We start from the raw sequence: 15,003 nt of genomic DNA, 5'->3' as shown, positions 1-15,003 counted from the left end.
CAAGCAAATCGGGTGGAACCCATGGCAGGAACCGACCGCGAGAAGGCGCTCGACGCCGCTCTCGCACAAATTGAACGGCAATTCGGGAAGGGCGCGGTGATGCGCCTCGGCGAGCGGCCGAACGAACCCATCGAGGTCATCCCCACCGGGTCGACCGCGCTCGACGTCGCGCTCGGCGTCGGCGGCCTGCCGCGCGGCCGTGTGGTGGAGGTGTACGGGCCCGAGTCCTCCGGAAAGACGACCCTGACGCTGCACGCGGTGGCGAACGCGCAGAGGGCCGGCGGCGCGGTGGCCTTCGTGGACGCCGAGCACGCCCTCGACCCCGAGTACGCGAAGAAGCTCGGCGTCGACATCGACAATCTGATCCTGTCCCAGCCGGACAACGGCGAGCAGGCGCTCGAAATCGTCGACATGCTGGTCCGCTCCGGCGCGCTCGACCTCATCGTCATCGACTCCGTCGCCGCCCTGGTGCCGCGCGCGGAGATCGAGGGCGAGATGGGCGACTCGCACGTCGGCCTCCAGGCGCGGCTGATGAGCCAGGCTCTCCGGAAGATCACCAGCGCGCTCAACCAGTCCAAGACCACCGCGATCTTCATCAACCAGCTCCGCGAGAAGATCGGCGTGATGTTCGGCTCGCCGGAGACCACGACGGGTGGCCGCGCGCTCAAGTTCTATGCCTCGGTGCGTCTCGACATCCGTCGTATCGAGACCCTGAAGGACGGCACCGACGCCGTCGGCAACCGCACCCGCGTCAAGGTCGTGAAGAACAAGGTCGCGCCGCCCTTCAAGCAGGCGGAGTTCGACATCCTCTACGGCCAGGGCATCAGCCGCGAGGGCGGTCTGATCGACATGGGCGTGGAGCACGGCTTCGTACGGAAGGCCGGCGCCTGGTACACGTACGAGGGCGACCAGCTCGGGCAGGGCAAGGAGAACGCGCGCAACTTCCTCAAGGACAACCCCGATCTCGCCAACGAGATCGAGAAGAAGATCCTGGAGAAGCTGGGCGTCGGCGTGCGGCCGGACGCGGCGACGGCCGAGCCAGTGGCGGACGCGGCGGGTGCTCCGGCCCCCGCGGAGGACCCGGCCAAGTCCGTGCCCGCTCCTGCCTCCAAGGCCAAGTCGGCCAAGGCGGCCACGGCCAAGAGTTAGTACGTCCCATGCCTTATGCGAAGAGGCGGCGGACGGAAAGGCCGGGCGACAGCTCCGACCCGTCGAGGGCCGGGCAGGAGCTGTCGCCCCAGGATCCGGCGGAGCGGGCGCGGGCGATCTGTCTGCGCCTGCTCACCGGGACGCCCCGCACCCGCAAGCAGCTGGCGGACGCGCTGGCCAAGCGGGAGATCCCCGAGGACGTGGCGCGGGAGGTGCTCTCCCGTTTCGAGGATGTGGGGCTGATCGACGACGCGGCGTTCGCGGACGCCTGGGTGGAGTCCCGGCACCACGGCCGGGGCCTGGCCCGGCGTGCGCTCGCCCGTGAGCTGCGTACGAAAGGGGTGGACGCCACCCTGATCGACGAGGCGGTCGGGCAGCTGGACTCCGACCAGGAGGAGGAGACCGCCCGCGAACTGGTCGCCCGCAAGCTCCGCGCCACCCGCGGTATGGAACGCGACAGAAGGCTGCGCAGGCTCGCGGGCATGCTGGCCCGCAAGGGCTATTCGGAAGGCATGGCGCTCCGGGTGGTCCGACAGGCGCTCGAGGAGGAGGGGGAGGACACCGAGGGGCTGGACGAGGGCCTCTACTAGGCCATGCCCGGCATCGGCACGGCCGCCCTGGTCGCGATCGCGCCGCCGGGTCGGGCGGCGCTCCGGATCCGTCCGGTCGACGCGACGGCGGTCAGGCGATGATCAGGCCCGGAGTCCCGGCCCGCCGGCTTCACGCCGTGTCCCCGGCCTCCGCGCCGTCCCCCGCCGGGACAACCGGCAGGCCCTCGGCCTTCCACGCCTGGAATCCCCCGACGAGGTCGGTCGCGCGGTGCAGTCCCAGCTGCCGCAGGGACACCGCCGCGAGGCTCGACGCGTACCCCTCGTTGCAGATCACCACCACGCGCAGATCGTGGCTCGTGGCCTCCCGCGCGCGATGGCTGCCCTGGGGGTCGAGCCGCCACTCCAGCTCATTGCGCTCGACGACCAGCGCCCCCGGGATCAGCCCGTCGCGCTCGCGCAGCGCCGCGTACCGGGTGTCCACCAGCAGAGCGCCGTCCGCGGCGGCCTCGGCCGCTTCCCGCGGCTCCATTCGGTCCAGGTCCTCACGCACCCGTTCCAGCAGCTCATCGATGCCCACGCGCTCGATCCTCGCACGCTCGATCCCGACGCGCTCGGTCACGGCCCGGTCCGTCACTGCCACTCCTCGGGACGCTCGACCTGCTCAAGACGGAGCACGGCGCCCGTGCGGCTGTAGCGCCGCATCAGTGGCAGCGGCGGATAGTAGGCGTGTACGGAGACGGCGTGCTCGGCCCCGGACTCGTTGCGCACCTCGTGCACATGGTGCCTGCCGAACGCCCTGCCCTCCCCGGCCGCCAACTGCCGCTCGCGGTCGACGTCTTCGGTCAGTTCCAGGGTTTTCCACCCCTCGGTGGGCAGCCGGGCCGCGAGCGAGTCCTCCTTGAGCGTGCCCGCCGCCGTGGCGAACGCGCCGTGCGAGCCGCCGTGGTCGTGCCAGCCGGTGCCCGTGCCGGGCGGCCAGCCGATCAGCCACGCCTCGCTGCCCGCGGGACCGTTGAGCCGGATCCAGGTACGGCCCTCCGGGTCCAGCGGGAGCGAGGAGATCAGCTCGGCGTCGGCCGCGCACCCGCCGACGAAGTCGAGCAGCTCGGCGGGGGTGGGCCCGGCCGCCGAAGCCGTTGCGGCGGCGCGACCGGTATCAGCGGCGCCGACGACATCAGTGGCGGCGCCGGCGCCGGAGGATGTGGAGGTACGTACAGGTAGAGACATGGTGACCGTCCTGAGATGTTCGCGAAGAGATGCCGCCGCGGCGCCGCGCGACGAGCGTGTGATGAGAAGGGGCGAATCAGCAGGACGGGCGACACACGCAGCCCGCGTAGCGGAGCAAGTCCATATGGACTCTCCGCCACAGGCGTACATCGGTGTCGGTCACGTTCCGGAGTACACCACGCGAGCCCGCGTCGGTCAATCGACGTTCGCAGTGTGGTCAGGGGGCGTCCGCGGGAACCTCCGTCGGTGCGGACGGACTGCCTCCGCGCGCCGCGTCCGCCGCGGCGTAGAGATCGGCGGGGCGCACTCCGCCGAAGGCCGCCACCAGATGCCCGTCCGGCCGCACCAGCAGCACGCTGTGCGCGGAGGCTCCCGGATACGCCTCCGTGACCAGCAGCTCGGCCCGTACCGGCAGGGCGGTCACCGCCGCGGCCAGCCGCGGCATCACCCCCGCCGTCAGCCAGTGCCGCCGGTCCCACACCCCGGTGCCGGGCGCGACCAGTACCACCAGATGCAGGCCACGGCCGAGCCGGTCCCCGAGCCGTACGGTCGTACCGTCGGGCGCGGTCACCCTTACGTCCTCGACGGGAGCGCCCGGGGGCGTACCGACAGCCGTCTGCGCCTCGGCGTGCGGAGGCGCGAGGGGGGAGTGCGGATAGGCGGGCGGTGCCCCCAATGGTCCGTGCCCCAGATGCCCGTCGGCGAGCAGGGTGTCGTGTCCGCGCGTGGCGCCCGGCATGTACGTACGCAGTCCGCCGCCGCCCCGCAGTATCGGCAGCGACTGGTCGGCGGCGCGCAGCCGGGCGGCGACGGCCGTGCGCCGCTCCGCCTGGTAGCTGTCCAGCAGGGTCTCCGACGCCCCGTGGTGCCAGTCCTCGGCGATCTTCCAGGCGAGATTGCTGACGTCCCGCAGCCCTTCGTCGAGCCCCTGCGTGCCCACCGCGCCCAGCAGATGGGCGGCGTCCCCGGCAAGGAAGGCCCGTCCGGCGCGCCAGCGCCTGGCCAGCCGGTGATGCAGGGTGTAGACGCCCGTGTCGAGCAGTTCGTACGGCGGTGTCTCGCCGCACCAGCCGGCCAGGGTGTCCCGTAAACGCGTCACCAGCGCGTCCGGCGTGACCAGTTCGCCCCGGGAGGGCAGTAGCCAGTCGAGCCGCCACACACCGTCCGCGAGCGGCCTGGCGGACACCTCCTCGCCGCTGCCCGACCAGGGCGGCTGCCGGTGCAGCAGTGCCTCGCCCGGCCAGGGCAGCTCGGCGCGGAGCGCGGCGACCGCGTGGCGCTCCACCGCCGTACGCCCGGGAAAGCGGACGCCGAGCAGCTTGCGGACCGTGGACCTGGCGCCGTCGCACCCCACCAGATGGCTGCCGCGCCACCAGGTCGCCCCCGGGCCGCGTGTGTGAACGGTGACCCCGCGGGCGTCCTGCTCCAGCGAGTCGAGCCGGTCGCCGGTGACCACGCGCACCAGCTCCTGGTCGGCGATGGCGCTCCGCAGCCCGCGTGAGAGGGCGTGCTGGGGGATGTGCAGGGGCGTGGGGGCGCCGTCCGCGCCGAGCGGCAGCTCCCGCATCAGCTGCTTGCGCCGCATCAGACGCCAGCCGGTCCAGTGCGCGCCCTCGTCACCAAGGGTGGTGCAGCCGAGCCGGGCCACCAGGGCGGCGGTGTCGGGCCGCAGTATGGCGGTACGGGCCGGACGCGGATCGTCCGTACCGGTCCCCTCGTCCAGGACGACGGAGGGGACACCCTGTGCGGCGAGGGCCAGGGAGAGCGCGAGACCGACGGGGCCCGCGCCGGCGACGATCACCGGGTCCACGGCGCGACCCCTCCGGCCCGTGCGGTCATACGGTCAAGGGCGGTAGGAGCCCGGTGCGTGATCACAGAACGTATGCAACCTACTGGGGGTGCTTGCGTCAAGCGACGGCCTGAGCGGCGCGTACACCCCCAGTCCCGTCCGCCTCAGGTACCGCCGCCGCCCCCGGGGCCGGCCGGGGCGCCGACCTGTTGTGGCCCATCCACTCCGAGAACCGCGCCCGTGCTCTTCTTGCCCCGGCGCAGCCGCTGTTCCAGCCAGCTCGCGAAGGTGGTGAGGATGAAGTTCAGCACGATGTAGATCAGCGCGATGACGACGAGCGTGGCGATGGTGTTGGCGCCGTAGTTCGCGGTGATCGTGCGGTTCTGCGAGAGCAGTTCGGACAGACCGAGGATCGCGCCGCCCAGCGCGGTGTCCTTGACGATGACGACCAGCTGGCTGACCAGGGCCGGCAGCATCGCCGTCACGGCCTGCGGCAGCAGCACGTACGCCATGGTCTGGCCCTTGCGCATACCGATCGCCTTCGCGGCGTCGGTCTGCCCGTTGGGCAGCGTGAGAATGCCGGCCCGGACGATCTCGGCGATGACCGAGGCGTTGTAGAGCACCAGGCCCGTCACCACGGCGTAGAGAGGCCGCATGTCGGACGAGACATTGGTGAACTGCGCGTACGCCTGGCTGGCGAACACCATCATCAGCAGGACGGGAATGGAGCGGAAGAACTCGACGACGGCGCCGACCGGTACCCGTACCCACGAGTGGTCGGAGAGTCGGCCGATACCGAGCAGCGCGCCGAACGGCAGGGCTATCACGATGGCCAGAGCCGCCGCCTTGAGGGTCTCACCGAGCCCCGGCAACAGATAGGTCGTCCACACCTCGGAGTCCGTGACGAACGGGCTCCACTTCTCGGACGCCAGCTGGTTCTTGTCGGCCATCTGAACGAGCACCCACCATGCGGCGAGCGCGAAGACCACCAGGAACACGATCGTGTAGAGGATGTTGCGCCGCTTGGCGCGCGCACCGGGAGTGTCGTACAGAACGGACGTGGCACTCATCGCTTCACCGCCACTCGCTTGCTGACCCAGCCCAGAAGCAGACCGGTCGGGAGGGTGAGAACGACGAATCCGAAGGCGAACACCGCGAACACCGCGAAGAGCGCGCTGCTTTCGTTCTCGATCATTGTCTTCATCAGCGCCGACGCCTCGGCGACGCCTATCGCCGCGGCGACCGTGGTGTTCTTGGTCAGCGCGATCAGTACGTTGGCCAGCGGCGCCACGACGGAGCGGAACGCCTGGGGGAGCACGATCAGCCTCAGCACCTGGAAGAAGCTCAGGCCCAGGGCGCGGGCTGCTTCGGCCTGCCCCACGGGCACGGTGTTGATACCGGAGCGCAGGGCCTCGCAGACGAAGGTGCTCGTGTAGGCGATCAGACCCAGTACGGCCAGCCGGAAGCCGATGGACTCGAAGTCCCCGCCGCCGAGCGTGATCTGGAGGGTCTGGCCCAGCCCCAGTGAACAGGCGACGAGGACCACCGTCAGCGGGGTGTTACGGATCAGATTGACGTAGGCGGTACCGAAGGCACGCATCAGCGGCACGGGACTGACACGCATCCCGGCCAGCAGCGTTCCCCAAATGAGAGAACCAACTGCGGAGTAGAGGGTGAGCTGCACCGTCACCCAGAAGGCGCCGAGCAGGTCGTACTGCCCGGAATCAAGAAAGTCGAACACGATGCCCCGCGCTCTCCCCTGGTTGGCTGGTCGGTACGCGCCGCCGGACCGGCCGGCGGCGCGTCACTGCTGTCTCAGCTGCCTTCGGTGATCTTCGGGGCAGGCTCGTTCTTGTAGTTCGCCGGACCGAAGTTGGCCTTCACGGCCTTCTCCCAGGAGCCGTCCGACTCCATCTTGGTCAGCGCGTCGTTGATCTTCTTCTGAAGATCGGTGTCGCCCTTCTTGAGGCCGATGCCGTAGGGCTCGTCGCTGAGCTTGAGGCCCGCGAGCTTGAACTTGCCCTGGTGCTCCTGCTGCGAGGCATAGCCGGCGAGGATGGAGTCGTCCGTGGTCAGGGCGTCGACGGCCTCGTTCTCCAGGCCGGTCAGGCACTCGGAGTAGCCGCCGACGTTCTGGAGGTCGGCATCGGGCGCGAAATCGTTCTTGACGTTCTGCGCCGAGGTGGAGCCGGTCACCGAACAGAGCTTCTTGGAGTTCAGGTCGGCGGCCTTGGTGATGGAGCTGTCGTCCGTGCGCACCAGCAGGTCCTGGTGGGCGAGGAAGTACGGTCCGGCGAAGTCGACCTTCTTCTTGCGCTCGTCGTTGATCGTGTAGCTGGCGGCGACGAACTTCACGTCTCCGTTGGCGATCAGGTTCTCGCGCTCGGCGCTGGGCGCCTCTTTCCAGACGATGTCCTTGGCCTCGAAGCCCAGTTCCTTGGCGACATAGGTCGCGACATCGACGTCGAAGCCCGCGAACGTACCGTCCGGCTTCTTCAGGCCGAGGCCCGGCTGGTCGTACTTGATACCGATGGTGATCTTGTCGCCGCCACCGTTGCCGCTGCCAGCGCTGTCGCCGCCACAGGCGGTGGCGGTCAGGGAGAGGACGACAACGGCGGCTGCCGCCGCGCTTGCCTTGCGAAGCTTCATGCGTGAACTTCCCTCGGGTGAGACGTGAACGAACCGGTTCTGCCGCACTCGGCAGAGCCGTAAGAACAGCCGTGACGAGCCGTGTGAACGATCCGGGCGAAAGGATGCGGACGACAGGATCCGGGCGAAAGAACCCGGATGAGAGATCCGTATCCAGAGCGGTGATCAGTGATGCAGGATCTTCGACAGGAAGTCCTTGGCGCGGTCGCTGCGTGGGTTGCTGAAGAACTCGTCCGGCGTGGCCTGTTCGACGATCCGGCCGTCCGCCATGAAGACGACCCTGTTCGCCGCGGAGCGCGCGAAACCCATCTCATGGGTGACGACGACCATCGTCATTCCGTCGCGCGCCAACTGCTGCATGACCTCAAGCACTTCATTGATCATCTCGGGGTCCAGCGCGGAGGTCGGCTCGTCGAAGAGCATGACCTTCGGGCCCATCGCCAGCGCTCGCGCGATGGCGACACGCTGCTGCTGGCCACCCGAGAGCTGGGCCGGGTACTTGTCGGCCTGCGAGCCGACGCCCACGCGGTCCAGCAGCGCGCGCGCCTTCTCCTCGGCCTCCGCCTTATCCGTCTTGCGGACCTTGATCTGGCCCAGCGTGATGTTCTCCAGCACCGTCTTGTGCGCGAAGAGGTTGAACGACTGGAAGACCATGCCGACATCGGCGCGCAGCCGGGCGAGCTCCCTGCCCTCCTCCGGCAGCGGCTTGCCGTCGATCGTGATCGCACCCGAATCGATCGACTCCAGGCGGTTGATGGTGCGGCACAGTGTGGACTTGCCGGACCCGGAGGGCCCGATGACGACCACGACCTCGCCACGGGCGATGGTCAGGTCGATGTCCTGGAGCACATGCAGCGCGCCGAAGTGCTTGTTCACGTTGCTCAGTACGACCAGGTCGCCCGTCGCAGGCACGGCGTCCTCGACGCCCTTGGTCACTGACACTCCGCTCATCGGCTTTTTGCTCCGTCCTCCTCGGTTGGGAGGACCTTAGTCACGCACTGCGATCAGCGTCATTACATCTGAGGGGAAATTGAGCATAACGATCCGGCCGCAACCGGACACTCCGTGTGAAGAGGGCGGTGGAGGGAGTACCGGGTGGGTAACGGAAACCTTGGCGTAACGGGAAGACCCTTGACTGACCGTGCGCGATCGGCGTGGATGCCTGGTACGTAGTAACAGCGCACGCAACGGCGCGACGTATCAGTGCGACCGACGTCGCGATCCGAACCGTGACCGTGAAGGGGGCTCGTGAGACTGCTGCTCGTGGAGGACGACGACCATGTGGCCGCCGCCCTGTCGGCCGTGCTCGCCAAGCATGGATTCCAAGTCGTGCATGCCCGCAGCGGTGAGGAGGCGCTCCAGGCGGCGCTGCCCGCGGCCAACGTGGGCAAGGTGCCGTTCTCGGTCGTCCTGCTCGACCTCGGACTGCCCGACCAGGACGGCTACCAGGTCTGCGGCAAGATCCGCAGGATCACCTCTACCCCGGTGATCATGGTGACCGCGCGGGCCGATGTCCGCTCCCGGATCCATGGCCTGAACCTCGGTGCCGACGACTACGTGGTCAAGCCGTACGACACCGGCGAACTGCTCGCCCGTATCCATGCCGTCAGCCGGCGCACCGTGAGCGGGGACGAGTCGGCCCCGGCCCCCGAGAGCGCCCAGCGGCTCGGGCGTCTCAGCCTCGAACTGCCCACCCGGCGCGTGAGCGTGGACGGTACGGCCGTCCAGCTGACCCGCAAGGAGTTCGATCTGCTGGCCCTGCTCGCCCAGCGCCCCGGTGTGGTGTTCGGCCGCGAGCAGATCATCAGCGAGGTCTGGCGCACCAGTTGGGAAGGTACGGGCCGCACGCTGGAGGTCCATGTGGCCTCCCTGCGCGGCAAGCTCGGCATGCCGGCGCTGATCGAGACCGTCCGGGGCGTCGGCTACCGCCTGGTCGTCCCCGGCTCGCACCAGGGGCCGTAACGCCCCGTGCGCACCCGACTACTGCCGCTGCTCATCATCCTCATGGCGGGCGTGCTCCTCGCCCTGGGCTTCCCGCTCGCCGTGAGTCTCGCCGCCGCCGAGCAGCAGCGCGTCGTCGTCGACCGGATCGACGACACCTCGCGGGTCGCGGCCCTCGCCCAGTTCGCCTCCGAGAGCCGCTCGGGCGCCGAGGAGCGGCGCGCGATGCTGGAGGCGGAACTGACCAGGTACTACGAGGTGTACGGGGTCAGAGCGGGCGTTTTCTACCGCGACAGCGGCGTCATGGCCCGCGCCCCCGAGGGCTGGAGCGTCCCCGAGGAGGGGCCGGCCCGGCAGTCCTTCGAGGAGGCGCTGCTCGGCCGGCGCAGCGGTGACCCCGAGCAGGTCTGGCCCTGGCAGAACGGTCGGCTGATCGTCGACTCGCCGGTCGTACGGGACGGTGACGTCGTCGCCGTGGTGGTGACCGACTCGCCGACAGGCCAGATGCGTTCGCGCATCCTCCACGGCTGGCTGATCATCGCCGCGGGCGAGGTGGCGGCCATGCTGCTCGCCGTCGGGGCCGCGATCCGGCTGACCGGCTGGGTGCTCCGTCCGGTACGGGTACTGGACGCGGCCACCCACGACATCGCCACCGGCCGGATGAACTCCCGGGTCGCGGCGGCCGGCGGACCGCCCGAGCTGCGCCGACTGGCCAGCTCCTTCAACGAGATGGCCGACAACGTCGAGGATGTGCTGGAGCAGCAGCGCGCCTTCGTCGCGGACGCCTCGCACCAACTGCGCAATCCGCTCGCGGCCCTGCTGCTCCGTATCGAACTGCTCGGCCTCGAACTGCCCGAGGGGAACGAGGAGATCGCCTCCGTACGGACCGAGGGCAAGCGCCTCGCACAGGTCCTCGACGATCTGCTGGACCTGGCGCTGGCCGAGCACGCCGCCGCGGATCTGCGGCTCACCGACATCGGTGAGGTGGCGGCCGAGCGGGTCGCCGCCTGGCGGGCCCTCGCCGAGGAGAAGGGCGTCAGGCTCACCGAGCACCGCGCCGCGGTCACAGCCTGGGCCGACCCCATCGCGCTCTCCAGCGCCCTGGACGCCGTGATCGACAACGCGCTCAAGTTCACCCCGGCCGGCGAGGAGGTCACGGTCACGGTGGCCCGCAACGGCACGACCTCGAAGATCGTCATCAACGACGGCGGTCCCGGTCTCACGGACGACGAACTCGCCAGGATCGGGGACCGCTTCTGGCGCAGCAACCGCCACCAGAACATCAAGGGATCGGGCCTCGGCCTGTCGATCACGAGTGCCCTGCTCGCGGCCGGCGGCGGCTCGATCGCCTATGAACACGGTGAACCGCGCGGACTCCGGGTCACGCTCAGCGTCCCGAGATCATCTCCGACGGCCTGATCGGGGGCTTCGACCTACGGCTTCTCCGACCGGTAGTACTTCTTGGCGCCCTCATGCAGCGGCAGCGGGTCCGTATAGATCGCGGTCCGTAGATCCACCAGCTGCGCGGGATGCACCTCGTCGCCGATCCGGTCCCGGCTGTCGATGACCGTGCGGGTGAAGCCCTCCGTCAGCCCGGCGTTTATCCGGTCGGTGGTCACCAGCAGATTCGCCACCGCGACCGTCGGTACGGCCGTGCCGTTCTGCGCCTTGCCGTAGGCGTCGGCGGGTATCACCGCGGAACGGTAGTAGCGGGACGCCGCCTCGCCCGACGCATGCAACCTGTCGACCAGAGCGGACTCCAGCGGCACCAGCCGTATGTCGAAGCGCTCCGACAGGTCCTGCACCGCGCCGGTGGGCAGCCCGCCCGACCAGAAGAAGGCGTCCAGCTCGCCCCGTTCGAGAAGGCCCGGCATCGTGTCGATCCCGACCGAGAACGGGACGATGTCCTTCCGTGGATCGAGATCCGCGGCGGCCAGCACCCGATCCGCTATCAGCCGGACCCCCGAGCCCTCCTGTCCCACGCCCACCTTTCTGCCGCGCAGATCGGCGGTGGAGCGGATGTCCGAGTCCTTCGCGACGACCAGCTGCACATAGTCGTCGTACAGCCGCGCGCAGCCGCGCAGCCGGTCCGCCCCCGGCTTGCCGTCCTTCTGGTACTTGGCGACGGCGTCGGCGGTGGCGATGGTGAAATCGGCCTCGCCGGCCGCCACCCGCGCGATGTTCTGCTGCGAGCCCTCGCTGGTCCGGAGCTGTATCGACACATCCGGCAGATCGCGGGCGAGATCCTGCTTCAGGAGCGTTCCGTACCGCTGGTAGACCCCGCTCGTCACGCCCGTGCTGAACGTGACCGAGCCGCTCGGCGAGGACGGCCCGATCGGCAGCAGCCACCACAGCAGCAGCCCGAGCAGCACCAGCACCGCGGCGGCGCCCGGGACGGCGCGGCCACGGCTGATACGGGACATGGGGCCGAACATGCCACGATCCTGTCAGCTCACTCCCCGTAATGGCCAGGCCTTGTCTTGTGCTCGCCACGGGCCCCGCGGGGAATCCCCGGGCAGCCGTCCCGGGTGACCCCTTACCCTAGTGGGCGAGATGAGCGCGAAGACTTACGAGGTACGCACCTACGGGTGCCAGATGAACGTCCACGACTCCGAGCGGCTGTCGGGCCTGCTGGAGGGAGCCGGATACGTCCGCGCGCCCGAAGGCTCCGACGGGGACGCGGACGTCGTTGTCTTCAACACCTGCGCGGTGCGGGAGAACGCCGACAACAAGCTCTACGGCAACCTCGGCCGGCTCGCGCCGATGAAGACCAAGCGGCCGGGCATGCAGATCGCCGTCGGCGGCTGCCTGGCGCAGAAGGACCGCGACACCATCGTGACGCGCGCCCCCTGGGTCGACGTCGTGTTCGGTACGCACAACATCGGCAAGCTGCCGGTGCTCCTGGAGCGCGCGCGGATCCAGGAAGAGGCCCAGGTCGAGATCGCCGAGTCGCTGGAGGCATTCCCCTCCACGCTGCCGACCCGCCGCGAGTCCGCCTACGCCGCGTGGGTCTCCATCTCCGTCGGCTGCAACAACACCTGCACCTTCTGCATCGTCCCCGCGCTGCGCGGCAAGGAGAAGGACCGCCGCCCCGGCGACATCCTGGCCGAGATCGAGGCGCTGGTCGCCGAAGGCGTCTCCGAGATCACGCTGCTGGGCCAGAACGTCAACGCGTACGGATCCGACATCGGCGACCGCGAGGCTTTCTCCAAGCTGCTGCGGGCCTGTGGCGCGATCGAGGGCCTGGAGCGGGTCCGCTTCACCTCACCGCACCCGCGTGACTTCACGGACGATGTGATCGCGGCGATGGCCGAGACGCCGAATGTGATGCCGCAGCTCCACATGCCGCTGCAGTCCGGGTCGGACACCATCCTGAAGGCGATGCGCCGTTCGTACCGGCAGGAGCGGTATCTCGGCATCATCGACAAGGTGCGCGCCGCCATCCCGCACGCCGCCATCTCCACCGACATCATCGTGGGCTTCCCGGGCGAGACCGAGGAGGACTTCGAGCAGACCATGCGGGTCGTACGCCGGGCGCGCTTCGCGCAGGCGTTCACCTTCCAGTACTCCAAGCGCCCCGGAACCCCGGCCGCCGAAATGGAGGGACAGATCCCCAAGGAGGTCGTCCAGGAGCGCTATATGCGGCTGTCCGCCCTCCAGGGGGAGATCTCCTGGGAGGAGAACAAGGCGCAGGTCGGCAGGACGCTGGAGGTCATGGTCGCCGAGGGCGAGGGGCGCAAGGACGGCGCCACGCACCGGCTCTCCGGACGAGCCCCCGACAACCACCTGGTCCACTTCACCAAGCCGGACGAGGAGGTGCGTCCCGGCGATGTGGTCACCGTCGAGATCACCTATGCCGCGCCGCACCATCTGCTCGCCGAGGGGCCGACGCGGAAGGTACGCCGTACCCGCGCCGGAGACGCCTGGGACCGGCGGAACACGACCGAGGCGGCGAAGCCCGCGGGTGTGCTGCTGGGTCTGCCCACGGTGGGGGTGCCGGCCCCGCTGCCGGCGGTGACGGGCGGCTGCTCCGTCGAGTGACGGGGCATCGCGCTCCGGGCGGACGACGCCCCTTCGGACTTACTCGCCTAGGCTGCGGATCATGCTCGTAGCCGCCGCAGTGTGTCCCAGCCCGCCCCTGCTCGTACCCGCCGTGGCCGCCGGAGCCGCCCCCGAGCTCGATGCCGCGCGCGCCGCGTGTGCCGATGCCCTCGGGGTGCTGGCGGCCGCCAGGCCGGAGCTGTTGATCGTCGTCGGGCCCGCCGAGCGGGAGCGCTGCGGGGAGCACCCTCCGGGGACCGCCGGGTCCTTCCGCGGCTTCGGCGTGGACCTCGATGTCGTACTCGGCGCGGGCCCGGCCGCGGCGGAGGGCGGGACCGGTGAAAGCCCTGGGCGTGAGCTGCCCGCGTCCCTGGCGGTCGCGGCCTGGCTGCTCGAACATGCCCATTGGGCCGCCGCTCCCGTCAGCGGACTGGGCGTGGGGGAACCTCTCGACACCGAGCGGTGCCTGCGGACGGGACGGGAGATCGCGGCGCGGGACGGTCGGCTGGCGCTGCTGGTGATGGGCGACGCCAGTGCGTGCCGCTCCCTGAAGGCGCCGGGCTATCTGGACGAACGGGCGGCCGGATTCGACGAGGAGGCCGCCAGGGCCCTGGGCACAGCGGACGTGACGGCGCTGAAGGCGGTGGACGCGGAGCTGGCGTACGAACTCAAGGCGGCGGGCCGGGCGCCCTGGCAGGTGCTCGCGGGCGCCGCCGAAGAGGCCGGCCTGGGCGGCGAGCTGCTGTACGAGGACGCGCCCTACGGCGTGGGATATCTCGTCGCGGCCTGGTCCTAGGGCGTGTCTGATAAATAGCGCCGTCCGCCCGGAGGGCGGGGCTCACGGCGTCTGGTGCGTGCGATCGCAAGGCGGAGGGTCGTCCTCGTAGCGGAGCTACGTGGACGGGCCCGACAACGCAGCGAGCGCGCGTGCCAGACGCCGTGAGCCAGGAGGGATTTGTCAGACACGCCCTAGGTGTATTGCCCTCTCCCGGCACGAGCGGGCCATGAGCCGGCCATGACAGACGGCCTGGTTCGGGGTGCAAAAGGCGACGGCCGCGAAGCGCTGTGAAGCGCCTCGCGGCCGTCCCTGCCGGTGTTTCCCGGCCACTCTCTGTCGAGGATCAGGACAGAAATTCTGTCCGAGGATCAGGACAGAATAGGAGAGGATCAGGAAGCGGGCGGTGGCGGCGGGGTGGTGCCGTCATCCTTGTGAGCGAGCTTGCCCAGGGCGTCCTTGGCTTTGCCCGTCCCGCTGTCGATCTTGTCGCTGTACTTGCCCTTGGTCTTCTGATCGACCGTGCGGGCGGCCTTCTCCAGCCCGTGCTCGATCTTGCCCCCGTGCTGCTGCGCGAGGTCAGCGACCTTGTTCTTGGCAGGGCCGATCTTGGCCTTCAATGAATCCAGGAAGCTCATGGGCCACCTTCCCTCGGAGGAGACAACAGCCTACTTGCAGCCTACTTGCGGGTGCTCTTTCCGGCCTCATTGTCCGCCGCGGCCTCCGCCGACTGCTGCTTCGGGATCTCCACACCCTCGGCCGCCGCCGTCTCGGGCCCGGCACTCTTCGCAGGCTGGGCCGTCGCCGCTCCGGTCTCCCCGGATTCGGACTCCGCCGCCACGACAACGCTGTCCGCGGCGGGACCGGCCGTCGGAGTGGTG

Annotated in this window: 16 protein-coding genes and 1 pseudogene; 6 read left to right on the top strand and 11 right to left on the bottom strand. The window is 69.8% G+C overall.

The features are described from left to right. Positions 1 to 21 precede the first annotated feature (21 nt). Positions 22 to 1,149: a recombinase RecA gene (gene recA / locus ACIRQP_RS28280; RefSeq protein WP_403894361.1), complete on the top strand. Its 1,128-nt coding sequence runs from the start codon at positions 22 to 24 to the stop codon at positions 1,147 to 1,149. Then, positions 1,041 to 1,739: pseudogene (gene recX, locus ACIRQP_RS28275) on the top strand (recombination regulator RecX); the annotation flags it as partial. The gene recA and the pseudogene recX, both read left to right, overlap by 109 nt. A 130-nt stretch (positions 1,740 to 1,869) precedes the next feature. Here recX and ACIRQP_RS28270 read toward each other — a convergent pair. From ACIRQP_RS28270 to ACIRQP_RS28235, 8 genes are all read right to left on the bottom strand, one after another. Beyond that, complete coding sequence (locus ACIRQP_RS28270; protein ID WP_403894359.1) at positions 1,870 to 2,334, bottom strand: rhodanese-like domain-containing protein; 465 nt, start codon at positions 2,332 to 2,334, stop codon at positions 1,870 to 1,872. Further along, positions 2,331 to 2,927 carry a cysteine dioxygenase gene (locus ACIRQP_RS28265; RefSeq protein ID WP_403894357.1) on the bottom strand — a complete coding sequence of 199 codons (597 nt, stop codon included), beginning with the start codon at positions 2,925 to 2,927 and terminating at the stop codon, positions 2,331 to 2,333. Before ACIRQP_RS28265 ends, ACIRQP_RS28270 begins: the two co-directional genes overlap by 4 nt. A gap of 76 nt (positions 2,928 to 3,003) precedes the next feature. Beyond that, positions 3,004 to 3,090, bottom strand: coding sequence for a putative leader peptide (locus tag ACIRQP_RS28260; RefSeq protein ID WP_311307652.1), 87 nt, complete (start codon positions 3,088 to 3,090; stop codon positions 3,004 to 3,006). A 54-nt stretch (positions 3,091 to 3,144) separates the two neighbouring features. Further along, the gene (locus tag ACIRQP_RS28255) at positions 3,145 to 4,737 is read right to left on the bottom strand and encodes an FAD-dependent monooxygenase (protein ID WP_403894354.1); all 1,593 of its coding nucleotides are present in this window, start codon (positions 4,735 to 4,737) and stop codon (positions 3,145 to 3,147) included. Between the two features lie 143 nt (positions 4,738 to 4,880). After that, positions 4,881 to 5,786: an amino acid ABC transporter permease gene (locus tag ACIRQP_RS28250; protein WP_403894351.1), complete on the bottom strand. Its 906-nt coding sequence runs from the start codon at positions 5,784 to 5,786 to the stop codon at positions 4,881 to 4,883. Next, on the bottom strand, positions 5,783 to 6,457 hold the full coding sequence (locus ACIRQP_RS28245) for an amino acid ABC transporter permease (protein ID WP_403894348.1): 675 nt from the start codon (positions 6,455 to 6,457) through the stop codon (positions 5,783 to 5,785). Before ACIRQP_RS28245 ends, ACIRQP_RS28250 begins: the two co-directional genes overlap by 4 nt. 74 nt (positions 6,458 to 6,531) lie before the next feature. Continuing rightward, on the bottom strand, positions 6,532 to 7,365 hold the full coding sequence (locus ACIRQP_RS28240; protein WP_403894345.1) for a glutamate ABC transporter substrate-binding protein: 834 nt from the start codon (positions 7,363 to 7,365) through the stop codon (positions 6,532 to 6,534). 165 nt (positions 7,366 to 7,530) lie between these two features. Beyond that, positions 7,531 to 8,316, bottom strand: a complete 786-nt coding sequence (locus tag ACIRQP_RS28235; protein WP_403894342.1) for an amino acid ABC transporter ATP-binding protein — start codon at positions 8,314 to 8,316, stop codon at positions 7,531 to 7,533. A 297-nt stretch (positions 8,317 to 8,613) separates the two neighbouring features. On the opposite strand from ACIRQP_RS28235, the gene ACIRQP_RS28230 reads away from it, so the two are divergent. Continuing rightward, complete coding sequence (locus ACIRQP_RS28230) at positions 8,614 to 9,327, top strand: response regulator transcription factor (RefSeq protein ID WP_403894339.1); 714 nt, start codon at positions 8,614 to 8,616, stop codon at positions 9,325 to 9,327. Between the two features lie 6 nt (positions 9,328 to 9,333). Then, positions 9,334 to 10,725, top strand: a complete 1,392-nt coding sequence (locus ACIRQP_RS28225; protein WP_403894337.1) for a sensor histidine kinase — start codon at positions 9,334 to 9,336, stop codon at positions 10,723 to 10,725. Between the two features lie 14 nt (positions 10,726 to 10,739). On the opposite strand, the gene ACIRQP_RS28220 is transcribed toward ACIRQP_RS28225, so the two are convergent. Beyond that, positions 10,740 to 11,741, bottom strand: a complete 1,002-nt coding sequence (locus ACIRQP_RS28220) for a TAXI family TRAP transporter solute-binding subunit (protein ID WP_403894334.1) — start codon at positions 11,739 to 11,741, stop codon at positions 10,740 to 10,742. 118 nt (positions 11,742 to 11,859) lie between these two features. Here ACIRQP_RS28220 and miaB point away from each other — a divergent pair, with 118 nt between their 5' ends. Beyond that, positions 11,860 to 13,347 (top strand): tRNA (N6-isopentenyl adenosine(37)-C2)-methylthiotransferase MiaB, encoded by a 1,488-nt coding sequence (miaB, locus tag ACIRQP_RS28215; RefSeq protein ID WP_403894332.1) that lies wholly within the window; start codon positions 11,860 to 11,862, stop codon positions 13,345 to 13,347. Between the two features lie 61 nt (positions 13,348 to 13,408). Next, the gene (locus ACIRQP_RS28210) at positions 13,409 to 14,143 is read left to right on the top strand and encodes a class III extradiol dioxygenase subunit B-like domain-containing protein (protein ID WP_403894330.1); all 735 of its coding nucleotides are present in this window, start codon (positions 13,409 to 13,411) and stop codon (positions 14,141 to 14,143) included. Between the two features lie 371 nt (positions 14,144 to 14,514). On the opposite strand, the gene ACIRQP_RS28205 is transcribed toward ACIRQP_RS28210, so the two are convergent. Together ACIRQP_RS28205 and ACIRQP_RS28200 are read right to left on the bottom strand one after the other, a co-directional pair. After that, a complete protein-coding gene (locus tag ACIRQP_RS28205) occupies positions 14,515 to 14,760 on the bottom strand; it encodes an antitoxin (protein WP_403894327.1) in 246 nt (81 codons plus the stop codon). A gap of 41 nt (positions 14,761 to 14,801) precedes the next feature. Continuing rightward, positions 14,802 to 14,963, bottom strand: a complete 162-nt coding sequence (locus tag ACIRQP_RS28200; protein ID WP_403894324.1) for a gliding motility protein — start codon at positions 14,961 to 14,963, stop codon at positions 14,802 to 14,804. Positions 14,964 to 15,003: the final 40 nt, after the last annotated feature.

The organism is Streptomyces sp. NPDC102274 (assembly GCF_044766385.1).
Lineage (GTDB): Bacteria > Actinomycetota > Actinomycetes > Streptomycetales > Streptomycetaceae > Streptomyces.
Note: the sequence above shows the minus strand (reverse complement) of the source record. Positions and strands in the feature narration are given on the sequence as shown.

Bases quoted from the DNA above. Each gene is read 5' to 3' on its own strand.
- recA (WP_403894361.1), top strand. From the start codon at position 22: ATGGCAGGAACCGACCGCGAGAAGGCGCTCGACGCCGCTCTCGCACAA.
- ACIRQP_RS28265 (WP_403894357.1), bottom strand. From the start codon at position 2,927: ATGTCTCTACCTGTACGTACCTCCACATCCTCCGGCGCCGGCGCCGCC.
- ACIRQP_RS28250 (WP_403894351.1), bottom strand. From the start codon at position 5,786: ATGAGTGCCACGTCCGTTCTGTACGACACTCCCGGTGCGCGCGCCAAG.
- ACIRQP_RS28240 (WP_403894345.1), bottom strand. From the start codon at position 7,365: ATGAAGCTTCGCAAGGCAAGCGCGGCGGCAGCCGCCGTTGTCGTCCTC.
- ACIRQP_RS28235 (WP_403894342.1), bottom strand. From the start codon at position 8,316: ATGAGCGGAGTGTCAGTGACCAAGGGCGTCGAGGACGCCGTGCCTGCG.
- ACIRQP_RS28220 (WP_403894334.1), bottom strand. From the start codon at position 11,741: ATGTTCGGCCCCATGTCCCGTATCAGCCGTGGCCGCGCCGTCCCGGGC.
- miaB (WP_403894332.1), top strand. From the start codon at position 11,860: ATGAGCGCGAAGACTTACGAGGTACGCACCTACGGGTGCCAGATGAAC.
- ACIRQP_RS28210 (WP_403894330.1), top strand. From the start codon at position 13,409: ATGCTCGTAGCCGCCGCAGTGTGTCCCAGCCCGCCCCTGCTCGTACCC.
- ACIRQP_RS28205 (WP_403894327.1), bottom strand. From the start codon at position 14,760: ATGAGCTTCCTGGATTCATTGAAGGCCAAGATCGGCCCTGCCAAGAAC.